The organism is Maribacter sp. R86514, from assembly GCF_044597005.1.
Lineage (GTDB): Bacteria > Bacteroidota > Bacteroidia > Flavobacteriales > Flavobacteriaceae > Maribacter.
The window spans coordinates 1,180,479-1,197,499 of the sequence record NZ_CP138999.1; the positions used below are offsets into that span (position 1 = coordinate 1,180,479).

Below are 17,021 nucleotides of genomic sequence, written 5' to 3' on the forward strand. Positions count from 1 at the left end.
TCTAAGAAAAATAGCAGATGATTTCATAGTTTGGTGGTGGTTTTAAAATGAAACAGTCTGAGGGATAGTTAAAGATATAAAATTTATAAAAATCTAATAATTAAGGCATTGAAATAAAAAAAGCGATTAATGTTTAATTTAACATTAATCGCTTTTTCAGCATGAAATTTAAATTTATCCCGTATAAGCACCAGAAGAATATGTTAATTCATAACTATGCGTGTATACTTCAAATACAATCCCGAAAGGATCTTCTACATAACACATTTTGTATGGCTTGTCTTTTGGATAATACTCACGAATGGGCATTCATTGTTTACCTCCATATTCAACAATTTTGGCTACCAAATCTTCAATATTAGGGTCTTGAATACAAAAGTGAAACAAACCGGTATTAAACGGATTAAACTCCGGAGCTTCCTTAACGCCATGAGGAAAAGAGAATAACTCAACACCTATTCCGTCAGAAGTTGACATGTGGGCAATTTCAAACTCTTCCCAATCATCGCCAAAGACATCAATACACATAAGACCGATAGCAGTTTCTTTCTCTTTCTTAATTTTTGATGGTTCCATAATAACATACCAGCCCATTACTTCTGAGTAAAATTTTACAGCCTCTGTAATATTAGGAACTGTAATGCCAATATGTGAAAATGATTTGGGGTATGCTGTATTTGTTTTCATATCTATTATTTTATAGTACAAAATAAAATTATATTTGCCTTATTGACAATAACTTACCTAAAAGTGCCATAGTTACCAAAAAGAGTTAATTGTTGATTATTAGTAAGTTATATTTCATATGAATTCAAAAAATTATTGTCCCTTAGACCATACCATGAATTTAATTGGTACGAAATGGAAACCCATTGTACTTTTTCATCTTTTGGAGGGTCCGGTTCGGTCTGGTGTACTACAAAAAAAAGTACCAGGCATATCAAACAAAATGTTTACCCAAACCGTAAGAGAGTTAGAAAAAGACGGATTGATTATACGCGAGGTTTTCCCAGTAGTGCCTCCAAAAGTAGAATATGGCTTAAGTGAGCGTGGAAAATCACTGGAAAATATTCTATTGAGCTTAGATTCATGGGGTGCGAAAGATACCCCTAACAATCTAGTATAAAACTAATTAACTATTCCTTAACACAACAAAATACAGAATATTGGGTTTTATTAAAAAAATATCGGTTTGATCGAAAATAAAAAACCTACTAAAATCTATTCGCAAGAAGTAATTGACACCCAGCATGTATTTACAAAAGATGATACCGTTTACATAAAAAATAACGCGTCAACCGAAAGTAAAGACAATTGGTCTCCTATAAAATTTAAGTGGGTATCAGTAGATAAGGTTCAAGACAAATTAGTGTTTGAATAACCCATAAAACCTGATTACATTTGAGCAACTTGTAGTTGCTGGATTATGTCATACAAAATCATTGAAATTACTTCTCAGGAAACATTAGCCATTAGACATCAGGTTATGTGGCCAAACAAGCCATTAGATTATATAAAACTACCTAAAGACAACGAGGGAAGGCATTACGGTCTATTTTTAGAAGACCAATTAATATCGGTAATCTCTATGTTCATACATCATAAGGAAGCCCAATTTAGAAAATTTGCTACATTAGAAAGTCACCAAGGCAAGGGATATGGTAGTATATTATTAAATGAAATAATGCAAATAGCCGCTACAGAATCACTAACAAAAATCTGGTGTAATGCTAGACAGAGCAAGACTAATTATTACACTAAATTCGGGATGAAAGTAACCAACAAAACTTATATGAAAGGTGGAATAGATTTCGTAATTATGGAGAGAACTTTTTCTTAAACCAAATATAATATGTTTAGATGTTAACTTTAGTCAAGGATTATTATAAAGGTCTATTAAGCATACTAGTACAACAGATCAACTCCAAAATAGAATAGGTTAACAACGGTTCTCCTAAAAGCAAATACCTATTTAATTGCCTTTAAGCTATTAAATAGGTATTGTTTTAATTTAGTAAAGTATTTAAATTACTTTTTCCTCTTCATTAGTTCCGCCTCAATATCTTTTAGCGTAAAACCTTTTGCTTGCAATAACATTAAGTAGTGAAACAATAAATCTGCACTTTCGTATAAGAACAATTCATCATTATTATCCATAGCCTCTATAACAGTTTCAACAGCTTCCTCCCCTACTTTTTGGGCAACTTTGTTGATACCTTTCTTGAATAAAGAAGCTACATAAGATGTACTGTCATCTGCAGTAGTTCTACGTTCTTCGATAGTGCTTTCCAATTCAGAGAAAAATCCAAAGTTAGAATTATTTTTTTCACTCCAGCAGGTATCCGTTCCTGTATGGCAGGTTGGACCAACTGGATTTACATTAATTAAAAGGGAATCGTTATCACAATCGTTTTTAATGGAGACCAAGTTTAAAAAGTTTCCACTCTCCTCTCCTTTTGTCCATAACCGCTGTTTTGAGCGACTAAAGAAAGTTACTTTTCCAGTATCGGTAGTCTTAGCTAATGCATCTGCATTCATATAACCAAGCATTAATACATTTTTAGTTCGTGCATCCTGTATGATTGCAGGTACTAATCCGTCACTCATTTTCTCCCAATTCGGTGTATTAAACTCCATATGTATTGTATTCTAATTTTATTTTTATTCTATTTTAAAATCGATCACTGAGCGTAACCGAAGTGACATTTCGTTTGTCATAACTGTAAACTGGTACTGATACTGAACATTGGTACTGCCAACTGAAACTGAACACTGTAACTAAATCCTCACAGGAATCCCATTTCCTTGTAACTCAAGTTTCAATTCTTGTATACCAATTTCTTTGAAGTGAAAAACACTTGCTGCCAATGCTGCATCTGCTTTACCTTCTCTAAAAGTATCGCTAAAATGTTGTTTATTACCTGCTCCGCCCGAAGCAATTATCGGAATATTTAATTCTGAAGATAATCTTGCTAAAGCTTCATTTGCAAATCCGTCTTTAGTACCGTCATTATCCATAGAAGTAAATAAAATTTCACCAGCTCCGCGTTCCTCAACTTCTTTTGCCCATTCAAATAATTTGCGCTCTGTAGGTACTTTTCCACCTACTAAATGGACTATCCACTCACCATCTATCCGTTTGGCGTCTATAGCAACTACAATACATTGCGAGCCAAATTTAGCAACCAGATCATTAATTAACTGCGGATTCTTTACTGCAGATGAATTAATAGAAACCTTATCAGCTCCGTTATGTAATAAAACATCAACGTCTTCAACAGAAGAAATTCCGCCACCAACGGTAAATGGTATATTTACCTTTTCCGCTACGCGATATACTAAGTCTGCCAAAGTTTTACGTTTTTGTTCCGTAGCAGAAATGTCCAAGAACACCAATTCATCTGCCCCTTCTCGGCTGTAAATTTCAGCCAACTCAACAGGATCGCCAGCATCACGTAAATCAACGAAATTGACACCTTTTACGGTTCTACCATCTTTAATATCTAAACAAGGTATTATTCTTTTTGCAAGCATTATTTTTAAAGTATTAAGTACTTAGTATTAAGTACTAAGTATTATTTGTTAACATCAAGTTGTCAATTACTGCTCTCCCAGTACTTCGTACTTCGTACTTTGTACTTTGTACTTTTTTCTCTTTACTCCATTTTTAATATTCAAATCGACCCCATCATAAAACCCCAAATCCTTTTCTTTAATCAGTTTCACATAAAAAGCAATTTGACCGGTATGGTATGAATAATGTTCAACGGCATGCATAATAGCACCGACTCCCGAAAAAGACATTCCTTGAACAGACCTAACTTTTATCAACTTATCGGCTGTAGAATCGAATATGACCCGTTTTACGGAATCTACTGTATCTTCTAACTTATGTATCAACTTAGCTTTCGTTAGACCTGAATTAACAGAAAACTCGGCGTCTCTATCTCTATTATCTTCGATTTCACCGATAGAAGAAATTACATATTGCGTCATATTACCACATAGATGTAAAATAAGATTAGCCATACTATTTAAAGAAGGGTTAGGCTTCTGCCAAATTTCTTCTTCTGAAATTTCAGCAAGACTTTTCTTGATCATGCGCGTGCTTTCGTCCATACGATACATGGCATTTTCAACAATTTCTTGCACTAAACGATCTTCCTTATCCATTATTTAAAATATACGATTCCAATTGCTTTAGACTGATTCTATTTTCATAAATCGCCTTACCGATGATAGTACCCTCACAACCCATTTCTGCTAGTTTTGGTAACTCCTCAAAAGTAGATATTCCACCACTAGCTATTAGCTTTAATCCTGCGTCTGTTGAACTTATAATTTTGGAATATAAGTCGAAAGACGGACCTTCTAGCATACCATCTTTACTAATATCTGTACAAATAACATATTGTATGCCTTTTGCTTGGTACGATTGTATAAATGGAATCAGTTCTTCCTTAGATTCCTCTAACCAACCGAATACAGCTACCTTTTCATCCATAGCGTCTGCTCCAAGAATAATTCTTTCTGAACCATGTTTTTCAATCCATCCCAAAAACGTATCTGAATCTTTGACCGCAATACTACCACCAGTAATCTGCTTTGCGCCACTTTCAAAAGCAATACGCAAATCATCATCGGTTTTTAATCCGCCTCCAAAATCAATATTCAAATTGGTTTGTGAAGCAATTTGCTCCAGTACTTTATGATTTACAATATGCTTTGATTTCGCACCATCTAAATCTACCAAATGTAAATGTTGAATTCCGTGTGCCTCAAATTCTTTAGCTACCTCTAACGGGTTCTCATTATATATTTTTTTGGTATCGTAGTCTCCCTTAGAAAGGCGGACACATTTACCATCAATGATATCTATAGCTGGTATTATTCTCATATTATATGGTCGTATTAAGTATTAAGCAAAGAGTATTAAGAATTAAGTACTATGTCTTAAGTATTAATTTTTAGTTCCTTACTAAATTACATACATCTTACTTATGTTAACTTTAATTATTTTAAGCTTTTTTGTAAAGCGTAATTCATGTTTTTTATTTCTTTGCATAATACCAAAGCATTATTTATCTCTGTTTCTAATAAAAATTTCAAGTTTACAGAAAGAATCAATTGTGTTTCAAGTTCTGTAGTTGAGCCATTTGCGATACTAAGAAAACGTACAAATTCTTTATTTGAATTTCTTCCAGCTCCTTCAGCTATATTAGATGGTATAGAAACACTACATCTTTTAATTTGAGAGGTCAATCCAAATTTTTCATCATCTGGTAATTTCTTTGATAAGAAATAAATTTCCTCAACAAGCTGCATCCCTTTTTTCCAAATATGTAGTTCTCTAAAATTATTCATCCACTTAATACTTAGTACTCATTACTTTGTACTTTGTAATTGCTACTAAACATTACATTTTTAAAAAATTCTCTAAAATCTTCTCCCCTACGTCACTAGATTTCTCTGGGTGAAACTGAGTACCGTAAAAATTATCTTTTCTCAATGCAGCACTATAATCTAAACCATAAGTACATTCAGCAATTGTTTCAGAACACAATGGCGCATAAAAACTATGCACTAGATAAATATGCTCTTTTTCTTCAATACCATTAAATAATTCAGATTTCAAATTTGTAATCTGATTCCATCCAATCTGTGGAACCTTTACTGTATTATCAAACTTTACGACATCAACATCAAAAATTCCTAGGCCAGTAGTATTACCTTCCTCAGACGAATGACACATTAATTGCATACCTAAACAAATACCTAATACAGGCTGTTTTAAAGTCGGGATTACTTTGTCCAAACCACTGTTTAACAACATTTTCATGGCACTACTTGCCTCACCTACCCCTGGGAATATCACTTTATCGGCACGCTGTATTTCAGAAACATCATTGCTTAAAACAGCTTCATAACCTAAGCGTTTAATTGCAAATTTGATACTCTGAATATTTCCTGCTCCGTAATTTATAATTACAATTTTCATTAAAACTAGTATTAAGTAGTTAGTAAGAAGTACAAAGTAAATATCATAAAGACTAAATACTTTGTACTCAATACTTTTTACTATTTAAAGAACTCCTTTTGTACTTGGCAACACCATTTTTTCAACATCTCTTTTTACCGCCATTTTTATGCTCTTTGCAAATGCTTTAAAAATAGCTTCAATTTTATGATGCTCGTTGGTACCTTCTGCCTTTATATTTAAGTTTGCCTTAGCTCCGTCCGTGAACGATTTAAAGAAATGATGAAACATTTCAGTTGGCATGTCGCCTACCATTTCACGTTTAAAGTCTGTATCCCATACCAGCCAATTTCTACCACCAAAATCTATAGCGGATTGTGCTAAACAATCATCCATTGGCAAGCAGAATCCGTAGCGTTCTATACCAAGTTTGTTTCCTAAAGCCGAATGAAATACTTCACCTAGTGCAATGCCCGTATCCTCTATCGTATGGTGTTCATCAACTTCTAAATCACCATCTACTTTGATCATTAAATCCATTTGCCCATGACGAGCCAATTGGTCCAGCATATGGTCAAAAAATGCCAATCCGGTTTTAATATCACTTTTACCAGTACCATCTAGGTTCAGTTTTATGGCAATATCTGTCTCATTGGTTTTTCTATGAATTTCAGCCGTTCTATCATTCAACTTCAAGAATTCATAAATCTTCTCCCAATCATTGCTTTCAATAGCAATATGGCTATCTAGTTCATCACGCTTAACCGTAATTTCCCCAGTACCCAAATTGGTTTCATCATTGATGAATATCCCTTTTGAACCTAAGTTTTTAGCCAATTCCATATCGGTTAATCGATCACCGATAACAAAAGAATTTTCTAAATCATAATCATCCGAAAAATACTCGGTCAACAGCCCTGTACCAGGTTTTCTTGTATCAGCATTTTCATGCGGAAAAGTTCGATCAAGAAACACTTTATCAAAAACAACACCTTCGTTTTCAAAAGATTTAAGAATAAAATTATGAACTGGCCAAAAGGTGTCCTCAGGAAAAACATCTGTTCCTAACCCGTCTTGGTTGGTAATCATCACCAATTCGTAGTCTAATTCTTTAGCGATTTTGCCTAGAAAAGTAAATGCTTTAGGGTAGAAAATCATTTTCTCAAATGCATCTATCTGCTCATCTACGGTTTCTTTGATGATAGTGCCATCACGATCAATAAACAATACACGTTTTTTACTTTCCATATTAGTTCGATAATGTTTTTAAAGCATTAATTAATGATACATTCTCTTTTTCTGTTCCTACTGTAAAGCGCAATGAATTCTCACATAATGGTTGGGTGGTTCTATTTCTTACCACGACCCCTTTTTCCAATAATTGATCATATCTAAGTGAGGCATCATCTACTTTTGCCAAGATAAAATTGGCATCTGATGGATATATCTTTTCAACAAAAGAAACTGTTTTTAAAGCCTCTTCTAATTTTACCCTTTCCGTTAAAATTTGCCTCACCTCGTTCTTTACAGCATCTCTATCCAACACACGCAAAGTTGCCTTCTCTTGCGTAAGTTGATTTACATTATAGGGAGGTTTAATTTTATTGACAACAGCAATAATTTCTGCGGATGCTATACAGATACCCAGTCGTATACCAGCCATACCATAAGCTTTTGACAAAGTCTGTGTAATGATTAGATTTGGAAATTCAGATAGTCTAGAAGTCCAACTTTCTTCTGATGAAAAGTCAATATAGGCTTCATCAATGACTACTAGTCCATTAAATGAATTCAATAGCTCTTCTATTTTTTTTGTGGAGAGACTATTTCCAGTGGGATTGTTTGGAGAACATATAAACAATAGTTTGGAATTGCTATCAATCGTCTTTAATATCTCCTCAACGTTAGGCTGAAAATCATTTGTCAATAAGACCTCTTTATTCTCAACCATATTAATACCAGAAAGTACCTTATACATTCCGTATGTTGGCGGCAAGGTGATAATATTATCTTGCTTAGGCTCACAGAAAGCCCTGAACAATAAATCTAAGACTTCATCGCTACCATTTCCTAAAAGAATATTTTCTTCTTTAATACCTTTCTCTTCCGCTAAAATAGCCTTTAGACCTCGCTGTTGAGGATCAGGGTATCTATTGACTCCATTCTCAAACGGATTCTCATTCGCATCCAAGAAAACCATTGTGGAACCATCTGAAACATATTCGTCACGAGCTGAGGAATAAGGACTTAAACCTTTAACGTTTTCTCTTGTTATTTTATCTAAATTGAAACTCATCAGTTCAATACGGTGTTGGTCATTGAGCGTAGCTGAAATGACATTATTTTAAACTATTTAATCTTAAAGTAACTGCATTTTTATGAGCCTCTAGTCCTTCTGCTTCTGCCATCAGTTCTATAGCATTACCAATAGTTTGAATGCCCTCTTTTGTTATTTTTTGAAAAGTCATGCTTTTCATAAAACTATCTAAGCTAACACCGCTATACTGTTTGGCATAACCGTTAGTTGGTAAAGTATGATTCGTACCAGAAGCATAATCTCCAGCACTTTCCGGAGTATAATTCCCTATAAAAACAGAACCTGCATTTTGAGTATTGTCAATATAAAAATCTTCATTTTCTACACAAACAATGTAGTGTTCCGGTCCGTATTCATTAATCAAATCAATAGCATCTTGATCATTATCAACATAAATCAATTTACTATTAGCAATTGCCTGTTTCGCTATTTCTTTACGTGGTAAATCTTCTAATTGCACAGCCACTTCTTTCTCCACGGCATCTATCATTTCTTTAGAGATAGATACCAGAATAACCTGGCTATCTACACCGTGTTCAGCCTGACTCAACAAATCCGAAGCAACGAATGCAGCGTTTGCAGAATCATCAGCCACCACAAGAAGTTCTGACGGACCTGCAGGCATATCTATAGCAACACCGTGTTTTGTTGCAATTTGCTTTGCTACGGTTACATATTGATTCCCTGGTCCGAATATTTTATATACCTGTGGTATGGTGTCCGTACCGAAAGTCATTCCCGCAATAGCTTGTATGCCACCAACCTTTACAATTTTCGTTACTCCGCATAAATCTGCCGTATATAAAATAGCCGGATTCAATTTCCCTTCCTTATCCGGTGGTGAACACAAAACTATTTCTGAGCAGCCTGCAATAGCAGCAGGTACAGCTAACATTAAAATCGTAGAAAACAAAGGAGCCGTTCCACCAGGAATATAAAGTCCCACCTTTTGAATAGGTCTTTTTTCCTGCCAGCAAGAAACTCCAGCAGCAGTTTCTATTTCAACCCTTTCCGTTTTTTGAGCAGTATGAAAAACTTCGATATTAGATTTCGCCAATTGAATAGCAGCTTTCAATTCCTCAGAGACTAAAGTTTTAGCTTCTTCAACTTCAGCTTCTGACACTAATAGATTATCTAAGTTTACCTTATCGAATTGTGCCGTATATTTTTTTAATGTATCATCACCATTACTGGCAACCTCTTTAAAAATACCATTTACCAATCCTTCAATATCGGCAACGGTTTGGGTAGGTCTCCTTAAGACTTCTTTCCAATCGGATTTCTCTGGATTATATATTTTGTTCATTTCTTTATCTAGCTAAAAGCTTAATTACAATACCATTTTCTCAATTGGGCAAACAAGAATACCTTCTGCACCGGCTTTCTTTAATTCGTCTATAACTTCCCAAAACTTATCTTTATTGATAACAGTATGTACAGAGCTCCAACCTTCATCGGCTAAAGGCAATACCGTTGGGCTACGCATACCTGGTAATAGTTTAATAATATCATCTAATTTATCGTTAGGTGCATTCAGCAATACATATTTAGACCCTCTGGCACGTAATACCGATTGAATTCTAAATTGTAATTTTTCAAGCAATTCCTTTCGCTCAGAAGAAATTTGTGGAGAAACAGCAAGCACAGCTTCACTAGTAAGCATTACTTCTACCTCTTTCAAGTTATTTTTAAACAGGGTACTACCACTAGAAACGATATCGCAAATAGCATCTGCAAGTCCGATATTTGGTGCAATCTCAACAGAACCGTTAATAATATGCAAATCTGCCTTAACCCCTTTGTCTTTCAAATAGTTAAGTACTGTATTCGGATAAGATGTTGCAATACGTTTTCCTTCAAAATCTTGAACAGAATTATACTTTACTGATTTTGGCACTGCCAATGACACTTTACATTTAGAAAATCCAAGTCTTTCGGCAATAGAAATATCTTCCCCTTTTTCAATTAAGACGTTTTCTCCAATAATGGCAATATCTACTACTCCATCTCTTAAATACTGAGGTATATCTCCGTTTCTTAAATAAAATACTTCGATAGGGAAATTTCTAGAAGATGCCTTTAATTGATCCTTTCCGTTATCTATGGAAATACCGCAGTCTTTTAAAATTTGAAGGGATTCCTCATTTAGTCTTCCCGATTTCTGAATAGCAATTCTAATTTTAGTCATTTTCTTTATTTAATGCTTGGCAACCAAAAGAGATTTAAATACAAAACCCGTTTGATTGCTCAAACGGGTTTTTAAAATATGTTGTTCTACTACAATACATTCCTACCTCGCCTGAGCGTGAATATGGAAATGATGATGTGTAGTTCTATTTTTCATTATAATGTAAAAGTAAAAGGTATTTTTCATTTCACAAAACAAAAGTTTAAAATGAAACAAAAATAATTAAGTCCGTGTTTTAGTTATTCCCTAAAATTAAAGGAAGACCAGATTCGCCACCACCTACTACAATCACTTTAGAATTAGGGGATTCAGACAATTTTAATGTTGCATCGATACCTTTATCTTGAAGAATTTTATCAGTTAATGACGCACTTAAAATTCTGTTCGCATCTGCCTTACCTTGTGCCTCAATAGTTACTTTTTCAGCTTCTTTCTTAGCGGTAACCAAACGAAACTCATATTCTAACGACTCTTGTTCTTGACGTAACTTTCTTTCAATTGCCTCTTTAATTGTTGGAGGTAAGGTTACATCGCGTACCAATATTTCGTTCAATTGAATGTACTCGTCTTCAACAATTTTTTTTGTTTCTTCAAAAATCTCTGCTTGAATTGCGTCTCTTTTACTAGAATACAATTGCTCGGGTGTATAACGCCCAACAACAGAACGGGCAGCTGAACGTATGGTAGGCAAGAGAACACGCTGAACGTAGTCTTCACCTTTTTCTTGATGTAATTTTCCTAAATCATTAAACTTAGGCTGAAACCATGCCGATGCATCTAATTTTATATCTAGTCCATTACTAGATAGTACATTCATTTTTTCAAAAACTTCTTGCTGCCTTACTTCATATATGTAAACTTTATTCCATGGTGCTACAATATGAAAACCTTCACCCATTGGGGGTTCGTCTGTTACTACACCATCTCCGAATGTTTTGTACAATACTCCCGCTTTACCAGAATCTATTGTAACTGTTGATTTAGAAATTGCAATTACTACTACAATAAAAATAAAAATCGCGGGCAACGCAATCTTAGGTAACTTATCCATTAGTGTTTATTTAAATTAATCCGATATATTTTCTGATAAACCATTCTATTGCAAAGGCTAAAACTATAAGCCCTAATAGCAGTTTAAAATCAATCAAAGATACGATATTTTCGGTGCTTTTCTCTGTAGGTACGTACGCATCGTTTTCTTTCAAGTCTTGCAATAGTACATTCATCTGAGAAGGATAAAACAACTTACCACCAGTACTCATTGCCAGCTTCTCCATTTTTTCATTATCGCTAGATACAAATTGATTTTCCATTTCAAACTCAGAAATGACAAAACTGCCCGACACTGACTTCTTTTCTTTTTCTACGGAAACAACAAATTCATAAGAACCTGCAATTAAGTTAGAAAGGTCAGCTTCAAAATATCCGTTCTTTAAGACCATTGGGTTCGTTTGAACGTTTTTAGATGATGTATTGGTTACTTTAATAGTAACTTTTGCGTTTGGATCAAATAGAAATGCCTCATCAAAATAAGTAGCGGTAATTACTGTATTGTTACTACCCTCGTATACTTTCTCATAATCGACATTCAACCTCGTCTTATTTTTAGAACTGGTTAAGTAGCGAATTAAGTTCCCGATAAATTCATCGAAATTGACAAAATCATTTTCATTCCTATATGTTTGCATTCTCCATTTCCATAGGTTCTCCCCCATTAAAAACGCTTGTTTCCCAGCATTTTGTTCCATAACGCCCATTAGTGGTTGTTGCACATCAAGTCCTTTAATTTCCGTGCCTAACAAAGTTTCATAGGGCGTAGTTATTAAAATAGGACCGGCATCACTGACTAACGGAGGAAAATCAGTAAGGTTAAACTTAGAGATATCGTATTTCGTAAAACCATTATTTAGCAACCCGAATACTTCTTGTTCAGGATAACCATTTTCTATTTCAAAGCCAACATTGCTATTGTTCAAAAATGAATAATCAGTTTGCGTACCAGTAATAATAAATGTGTTGGCATTTTTACTTTTAGCAAATGTGAATAAATTTTTGAACCTTATGGTTGGTTGATAAAATATAAATAAGTCAATTTCTTCTAAAGAACTGTTTGGTGTGCTTGATTTAAAAATAGTTACTTCTCGCTGTTCATTACTTTCAATAGCCTTTTTAAGTGCACCCAAGTCTGGATGTACAATATCGGATATCAATGCAATCTTAGTTTTTTCATCTATAACCTCAATACTTGTACTTCTGCGGTTATTTTCAATATTTCGCTCTTCTGGTAATTTACTTACTTCAACAATTAGATTTTTTATTCCAACGGAATTAGCATCGACTTCAATGGTAATCGTTTTAAAATTAGACTGAGCGTCTAATCTTAGGTTTTCTTTATGTACTACCTTATCATTCATTTTTACCGATACAGTTGCCGATACTGGCGTATTCCCTTGGTATGAAATGTATGATTCTAAAGGAAATTTGTTTTTTAGAAATGCATATTTATTTGTTAGAATGGGACCCACCGAAATATCTTTATACTTTGTAGTATCCCCTATGACCATAGCATAAATAGTATTATTCTGATCTGCTTTTAAATAACTATAATCCTCGCCAATTGTTTGGTTACCATCTGATAATAATACAGTTACAGTTTGCTCACGAGCATAAATATCTTTTAAAGCCAAAAGTGATTTGGAAATATTAGTATTCTTATCAGTAAACGAAAGACTATCAAGAATATCTAACTTAGACCCAAATTTATAGGATGTAATTTTAAATCTGTCGTTAACTTCTTCAGCATCTTTCAATTCAGAAATTAAACGTCGTAAATCATTTTGGCTCTCAGAAATAGAAGTGGAATTATCAGCTAGAATAACCAAATTAGGTTTTTCTAATGTATATGATTTTTGCGAAAACTTAGGATTAATAAGAAGTAATAGCAGTCCGAAAACACCAACAAAACGCAAAAAGGCTAAAAGCCAGTGAATATTGCTTTTAGCCTTCTGTTTATATATGTATTGAAAAACAACGATACCCAGCGCTACTATCGCAGCAAGAATAATATACAATACCGTTATGCTCTCCATGTATGTTATAAAGTTGAACTTAAAAAAGGAACAATATAAACTTGTTCCAAAGAAAATCTATGCTGACTTAGGTTAACATACCACCATCAACATTCAATACTTGACCAGTAACATAGCTAGACAAATCTGATGCAAAGTATAGACAAGCATTTGCGATATCTACAGTAGTGCCACCTCTTTTTAATGGAATACCATCTCTCCATCCTTGAACAGTCTTTTCATCAAGCTTATCTGTCATTTCAGTTTCAATGAAACCTGGAGCAATGGCGTTACATCTAATATTTCTAGAACCTAATTCCAAAGCTACAGATTTTGTAAATCCGATCATACCTGCTTTAGAAGCCGCGTAATTTGTCTGACCCGCATTACCTTTGACACCTACAACACTACTCATATTGATGATAGACCCTTTACGTTGTTTCAATAATGTTCTTTGCACAGCCTTGGTCATATTAAAAACAGACTTCAAATTAATATCTATTACGGCATCAAAATCAGCTTCAGACATACGCATAAGAAGATTGTCTTTTGTAATACCTGCATTATTGATCAATACATCTATTCTTCCGTCAAAATCTTCCAAAACTTTAGCAACTAATTCTTCAGCTTCTTGAAAACTAGCAGCATTACTTTTATAAGCCTTTGCTTTAACTCCCTTTGCTGTCAATTGTTTTTCCAATTCTAAAGCCGGAGCTTCACTTGAGCTATATGTAAATGCAACATTTGCACCATGATCGGCAAATACTTGGGCAATACCCATACCAATTCCTCTACTTGCTCCTGTTATGATGACGTTTTTATCTTCTAATAATTTCATAAGTCCGTTTTTTAAAACCGAAGTTTACCAAATATACCTTTTGTTTAATTTATAGGCTAAAAAAAATCCCGCTTTAAACGGGATTTTATATGAAAAATATGAGTTCTTAACCCATTACTTCTTTTACTTTCAAACCAATTTCAGCAGGAGAATCTACTACGTGAATACCACAATCTCTCATAATTTGCTTCTTAGCTTGAGCGGTATCATCGCTACCACCAACAATAGCACCTGCGTGACCCATTGTTCTACCTGCAGGAGCAGTTTCACCAGCAATAAAACCAACAACTGGTTTTTTGCTTCCGCTAGCTTTGTACCATTGTGCAGCATCCGCTTCTAATTGACCACCAATTTCACCGATCATAACCACACATTCGGTTGCAGGGTCATTGATTAAAAGCTCAACAGCTTCTTTGGTAGTTGTTCCAATAATTGGATCACCACCAATACCTATTGCAGTTGTAATACCTAAACCTTGACGTACTACTTGATCAGCAGCCTCGTAAGTCAATGTACCAGATTTAGAAACGATACCTACATTACCTTCTTTAAAAACAAAACCTGGCATAATACCAACTTTAGCTTCACCCGGAGTGATAACACCTGGACAGTTAGGACCGATTAAACGACAATCTTTACTCTTTATATAATTAGCAACCTTCACCATATCGGCAACAGGAATACCTTCTGTAATTGTAATAATAACTTTAATACCAGCTTCGGCAGCCTCCATTATTGCATCTGCCGCAAATGCTGGCGGAACAAAAATGATAGTAGTATCTGCACCAACTTTCTCAACAGATTCAGCAACCGTATTAAAAACCGGTTTACCTAAATGCTCTTGCCCTCCTTTACCCGGAGTAACACCACCTACGATATTAGTACCGTACTCAATCATCTGTCCAGCATGGAAAGTACCTTCACTACCAGTGAAACCTTGTACGATTATTTTTGAATCCTTATTTACTAATACGCTCATACTACTGTAGTTTTATTTTTTTTGTTAGAACAAAAATAAAAGTTGTTAATGACTTTTCTAGCATTTAAACCCTTATTTCTTATCCATTTTTTTAATTATTTGTGGAATTTGCTTTAAATAAGCCAATTGCTTCAATTTTTCTCTAGATTCTTCTATGGGAGTACCAAAATAACTCTTGCCACCCTTCACAGATTTTGTAACACCTGTCTGCCCCATTATTACAGCTTTAGCACCAATAGTTATTCCGCTATTCGTACCTACTTGACCCCATAAGGTAACTTCATCTTCAATAATAACACAACCAGCAATACCCGTTTGTGAAGCTATTAAACACTTTTCTCCTATAACGGTATCATGACCAACATGAACTTGATTATCCAATTTAGTTCCAAAGCCAATAGTGGTATCACCTGTAACACCTCTATCAATTGTGCAAAGGGCACCTATATCAACATTGTCTTTTAAGACAACCCTTCCTCCAGAAATTAGTTTATCGAATCCCTCTGGTCGCTTTTTATAATAAAATGCATCGGCACCTAAAACACTACCAGCATGTATGGTCACATTATTACCAACAATACAATTATCATAAATTGTAACATTAGAATGAATTAGGCAATTATCACCTATTTCAACATTATTACCAATAAATGCATTTGGTTGAATTACTGTGTCTTTACCGATTTTAGCCGTTGCCGCAATAGTTTGACTACTTGGTACAAAAGGCTGAAAGAAAGTCGTCAATTTATTAAAATCCCTAAAAGGATCATCAGAAATCAGCAATGCCTTACCTTCGGGGCATTCTACATTTTTATTGATTAAGATAACTGTTGCCTTAGACTCTAATGCCTTATCATAGTACTTTGGATGATCTACAAATACGATATCTCCAGATTCTACAACATGAATCTCGTTCATACCCAATACCGGAAAATCATCATGACCCACATAATCGCTAGATATAATATCTGCGATTTGTTTTAACGAAAAAGTAGTCGGGAATTTCAATTGACTGTCTTATGTCTAATTAGTGAATTATAAAAATACCCCTACTCCTTAACACGTTCCATATAAGAACCGGTAGCAGTATCTATTTTAACCTTATCACCTTCGTTTATAAATAAAGGAACATTTACCTCTGCTCCTGTTTCTACAGTTGCAGGTTTTGTAGCATTTGTTGCCGTATTACCTTTAACACCAGGTTCTGTATAAGTAATTTCTAGAATTACACTAGCGGGCATATCAACAGATAAAGGCATACTATCTTCAGTATTGAACATAATCTTAACCACTTCTCCTTCTTTCAAAAGACCCGGTGCATCAAGAGAGCTCTCTTCTAAAGTAATCTGATTGTAATCATCTGTATTCATGAAGTGATAAGTTTCACCTTCAGGATACAAGTATTGATAAGAACGTGTTTCTACACGAACATCTTCAATTTTATGACCTGCAGAAAAAGTATTGTCCAATACTTTACCAGTAGAAACACTTTTCAATTTAGTACGCACAAAGGCAGGACCTTTACCAGGTTTTACGTGTAAAAATTCAATTATTTTGTAGATATCATTGTTATATCTAATGCATAGTCCTTTTCGTATATCTGATGTAGATGCCATTCGTAATGAGTATTAATATGGTTAACTTAAGTTTTAAA

General features: G+C 34.4%; 19 protein-coding genes and 1 pseudogene. 3 read left to right on the forward strand and 17 right to left on the reverse strand.

The annotated features are described in order from the left end of the window. Positions 1-174 precede the first annotated feature (174 nt). Positions 175-687 (reverse strand): annotated as a pseudogene (locus tag SJY30_RS05320) (VOC family protein). Between the two features lie 118 nt (positions 688-805). On the opposite strand from SJY30_RS05320, the gene SJY30_RS05325 reads away from it, so the two are divergent. From SJY30_RS05325 to SJY30_RS05335, 3 genes are all read left to right on the forward strand, one after another. Continuing rightward, entirely contained in the window at positions 806-1,126 is a 321-nt protein-coding gene (locus SJY30_RS05325) for a winged helix-turn-helix transcriptional regulator (protein ID WP_396634560.1), read from the forward strand. 66 nt (positions 1,127-1,192) lie between these two features. Further along, positions 1,193-1,381 (forward strand): hypothetical protein, encoded by a 189-nt coding sequence (locus tag SJY30_RS05330; RefSeq protein WP_396634561.1) that lies wholly within the window; start codon positions 1,193-1,195, stop codon positions 1,379-1,381. 45 nt (positions 1,382-1,426) lie between these two features. Then, positions 1,427-1,840: a GNAT family N-acetyltransferase gene (locus SJY30_RS05335; protein ID WP_396634562.1), complete on the forward strand. Its 414-nt coding sequence runs from the start codon at positions 1,427-1,429 to the stop codon at positions 1,838-1,840. 188 nt (positions 1,841-2,028) lie between these two features. Here the strand turns inward: SJY30_RS05335 and hisIE are convergent, their stop codons facing one another. From hisIE to efp, 16 genes are all read right to left on the reverse strand, one after another. Next, a complete protein-coding gene (gene hisIE / locus SJY30_RS05340; protein WP_209435184.1) occupies positions 2,029-2,637 on the reverse strand; it encodes a bifunctional phosphoribosyl-AMP cyclohydrolase/phosphoribosyl-ATP diphosphatase HisIE in 609 nt (202 codons plus the stop codon). A 141-nt stretch (positions 2,638-2,778) separates the two neighbouring features. Next, positions 2,779-3,534, reverse strand: coding sequence for an imidazole glycerol phosphate synthase subunit HisF (gene hisF / locus SJY30_RS05345; RefSeq protein WP_396634563.1), 756 nt, complete (start codon positions 3,532-3,534; stop codon positions 2,779-2,781). Positions 3,535-3,600: 66 nt separating this feature from the next. Next, the gene (locus SJY30_RS05350; protein ID WP_396634564.1) at positions 3,601-4,173 is read right to left on the reverse strand and encodes a DinB family protein; all 573 of its coding nucleotides are present in this window, start codon (positions 4,171-4,173) and stop codon (positions 3,601-3,603) included. Next, a complete protein-coding gene (hisA, locus tag SJY30_RS05355; protein WP_396634565.1) occupies positions 4,166-4,897 on the reverse strand; it encodes a 1-(5-phosphoribosyl)-5-[(5-phosphoribosylamino)methylideneamino]imidazole-4-carboxamide isomerase in 732 nt (243 codons plus the stop codon). The genes SJY30_RS05350 and hisA overlap by 8 nt, the downstream gene beginning before the upstream one ends. 116 nt (positions 4,898-5,013) lie before the next feature. Then, positions 5,014-5,364, reverse strand: a complete 351-nt coding sequence (locus SJY30_RS05360; protein WP_396634566.1) for a four helix bundle protein — start codon at positions 5,362-5,364, stop codon at positions 5,014-5,016. A gap of 52 nt (positions 5,365-5,416) precedes the next feature. Continuing rightward, the gene (hisH, locus tag SJY30_RS05365) at positions 5,417-5,998 is read right to left on the reverse strand and encodes an imidazole glycerol phosphate synthase subunit HisH (protein WP_396634567.1); all 582 of its coding nucleotides are present in this window, start codon (positions 5,996-5,998) and stop codon (positions 5,417-5,419) included. A gap of 84 nt (positions 5,999-6,082) precedes the next feature. Continuing rightward, positions 6,083-7,225 (reverse strand): bifunctional histidinol-phosphatase/imidazoleglycerol-phosphate dehydratase HisB, encoded by a 1,143-nt coding sequence (gene hisB, locus SJY30_RS05370; RefSeq protein WP_396634568.1) that lies wholly within the window; start codon positions 7,223-7,225, stop codon positions 6,083-6,085. 1 nt (position 7,226) lies between these two features. Further along, the gene (hisC, locus tag SJY30_RS05375) at positions 7,227-8,273 is read right to left on the reverse strand and encodes a histidinol-phosphate transaminase (protein WP_396634569.1); all 1,047 of its coding nucleotides are present in this window, start codon (positions 8,271-8,273) and stop codon (positions 7,227-7,229) included. Positions 8,274-8,316: 43 nt separating this feature from the next. Beyond that, positions 8,317-9,600 carry a histidinol dehydrogenase gene (hisD, locus tag SJY30_RS05380; protein ID WP_396634570.1) on the reverse strand — a complete coding sequence of 428 codons (1,284 nt, stop codon included), beginning with the start codon at positions 9,598-9,600 and terminating at the stop codon, positions 8,317-8,319. 24 nt (positions 9,601-9,624) lie between these two features. Beyond that, the gene (hisG, locus tag SJY30_RS05385) at positions 9,625-10,482 is read right to left on the reverse strand and encodes an ATP phosphoribosyltransferase (RefSeq protein WP_396634571.1); all 858 of its coding nucleotides are present in this window, start codon (positions 10,480-10,482) and stop codon (positions 9,625-9,627) included. Positions 10,483-10,717: 235 nt separating this feature from the next. Further along, the gene (locus SJY30_RS05390; RefSeq protein ID WP_396634572.1) at positions 10,718-11,533 is read right to left on the reverse strand and encodes a prohibitin family protein; all 816 of its coding nucleotides are present in this window, start codon (positions 11,531-11,533) and stop codon (positions 10,718-10,720) included. 10 nt (positions 11,534-11,543) lie between these two features. Beyond that, entirely contained in the window at positions 11,544-13,571 is a 2,028-nt protein-coding gene (locus SJY30_RS05395; RefSeq protein WP_396634573.1) for a VWA domain-containing protein, read from the reverse strand. A gap of 67 nt (positions 13,572-13,638) precedes the next feature. After that, positions 13,639-14,388, reverse strand: a complete 750-nt coding sequence (gene fabG, locus SJY30_RS05400) for a 3-oxoacyl-[acyl-carrier-protein] reductase (protein ID WP_396634574.1) — start codon at positions 14,386-14,388, stop codon at positions 13,639-13,641. A gap of 106 nt (positions 14,389-14,494) precedes the next feature. Further along, positions 14,495-15,367, reverse strand: coding sequence for a succinate--CoA ligase subunit alpha (gene sucD / locus SJY30_RS05405; protein WP_396634575.1), 873 nt, complete (start codon positions 15,365-15,367; stop codon positions 14,495-14,497). Between the two features lie 72 nt (positions 15,368-15,439). Then, positions 15,440-16,375, reverse strand: coding sequence for a UDP-3-O-(3-hydroxymyristoyl)glucosamine N-acyltransferase (locus SJY30_RS05410; RefSeq protein ID WP_396634576.1), 936 nt, complete (start codon positions 16,373-16,375; stop codon positions 15,440-15,442). Between the two features lie 41 nt (positions 16,376-16,416). After that, positions 16,417-16,983 (reverse strand): elongation factor P, encoded by a 567-nt coding sequence (efp, locus tag SJY30_RS05415; protein ID WP_396634577.1) that lies wholly within the window; start codon positions 16,981-16,983, stop codon positions 16,417-16,419. Positions 16,984-17,021: the final 38 nt, after the last annotated feature.

Bases quoted from the DNA above. Each gene is read 5' to 3' on its own strand.
- SJY30_RS05325 (WP_396634560.1), top strand. From the start codon at position 806: ATGAATTCAAAAAATTATTGTCCCTTAGACCATACCATGAATTTAATT.
- SJY30_RS05335 (WP_396634562.1), top strand. From the start codon at position 1,427: ATGTCATACAAAATCATTGAAATTACTTCTCAGGAAACATTAGCCATT.
- hisIE (WP_209435184.1), bottom strand. From the start codon at position 2,637: ATGGAGTTTAATACACCGAATTGGGAGAAAATGAGTGACGGATTAGTA.
- hisF (WP_396634563.1), bottom strand. From the start codon at position 3,534: ATGCTTGCAAAAAGAATAATACCTTGTTTAGATATTAAAGATGGTAGA.
- SJY30_RS05350 (WP_396634564.1), bottom strand. From the start codon at position 4,173: ATGGATAAGGAAGATCGTTTAGTGCAAGAAATTGTTGAAAATGCCATG.
- hisA (WP_396634565.1), bottom strand. From the start codon at position 4,897: ATGAGAATAATACCAGCTATAGATATCATTGATGGTAAATGTGTCCGC.
- SJY30_RS05360 (WP_396634566.1), bottom strand. From the start codon at position 5,364: ATGAATAATTTTAGAGAACTACATATTTGGAAAAAAGGGATGCAGCTT.
- hisH (WP_396634567.1), bottom strand. From the start codon at position 5,998: ATGAAAATTGTAATTATAAATTACGGAGCAGGAAATATTCAGAGTATC.
- hisB (WP_396634568.1), bottom strand. From the start codon at position 7,225: ATGGAAAGTAAAAAACGTGTATTGTTTATTGATCGTGATGGCACTATC.
- hisC (WP_396634569.1), bottom strand. From the start codon at position 8,273: ATGAGTTTCAATTTAGATAAAATAACAAGAGAAAACGTTAAAGGTTTA.
- hisD (WP_396634570.1), bottom strand. From the start codon at position 9,600: ATGAACAAAATATATAATCCAGAGAAATCCGATTGGAAAGAAGTCTTA.
- hisG (WP_396634571.1), bottom strand. From the start codon at position 10,482: ATGACTAAAATTAGAATTGCTATTCAGAAATCGGGAAGACTAAATGAG.
- SJY30_RS05390 (WP_396634572.1), bottom strand. From the start codon at position 11,533: ATGGATAAGTTACCTAAGATTGCGTTGCCCGCGATTTTTATTTTTATT.
- SJY30_RS05395 (WP_396634573.1), bottom strand. From the start codon at position 13,571: ATGGAGAGCATAACGGTATTGTATATTATTCTTGCTGCGATAGTAGCG.
- fabG (WP_396634574.1), bottom strand. From the start codon at position 14,388: ATGAAATTATTAGAAGATAAAAACGTCATCATAACAGGAGCAAGTAGA.
- sucD (WP_396634575.1), bottom strand. From the start codon at position 15,367: ATGAGCGTATTAGTAAATAAGGATTCAAAAATAATCGTACAAGGTTTC.
- efp (WP_396634577.1), bottom strand. From the start codon at position 16,983: ATGGCATCTACATCAGATATACGAAAAGGACTATGCATTAGATATAAC.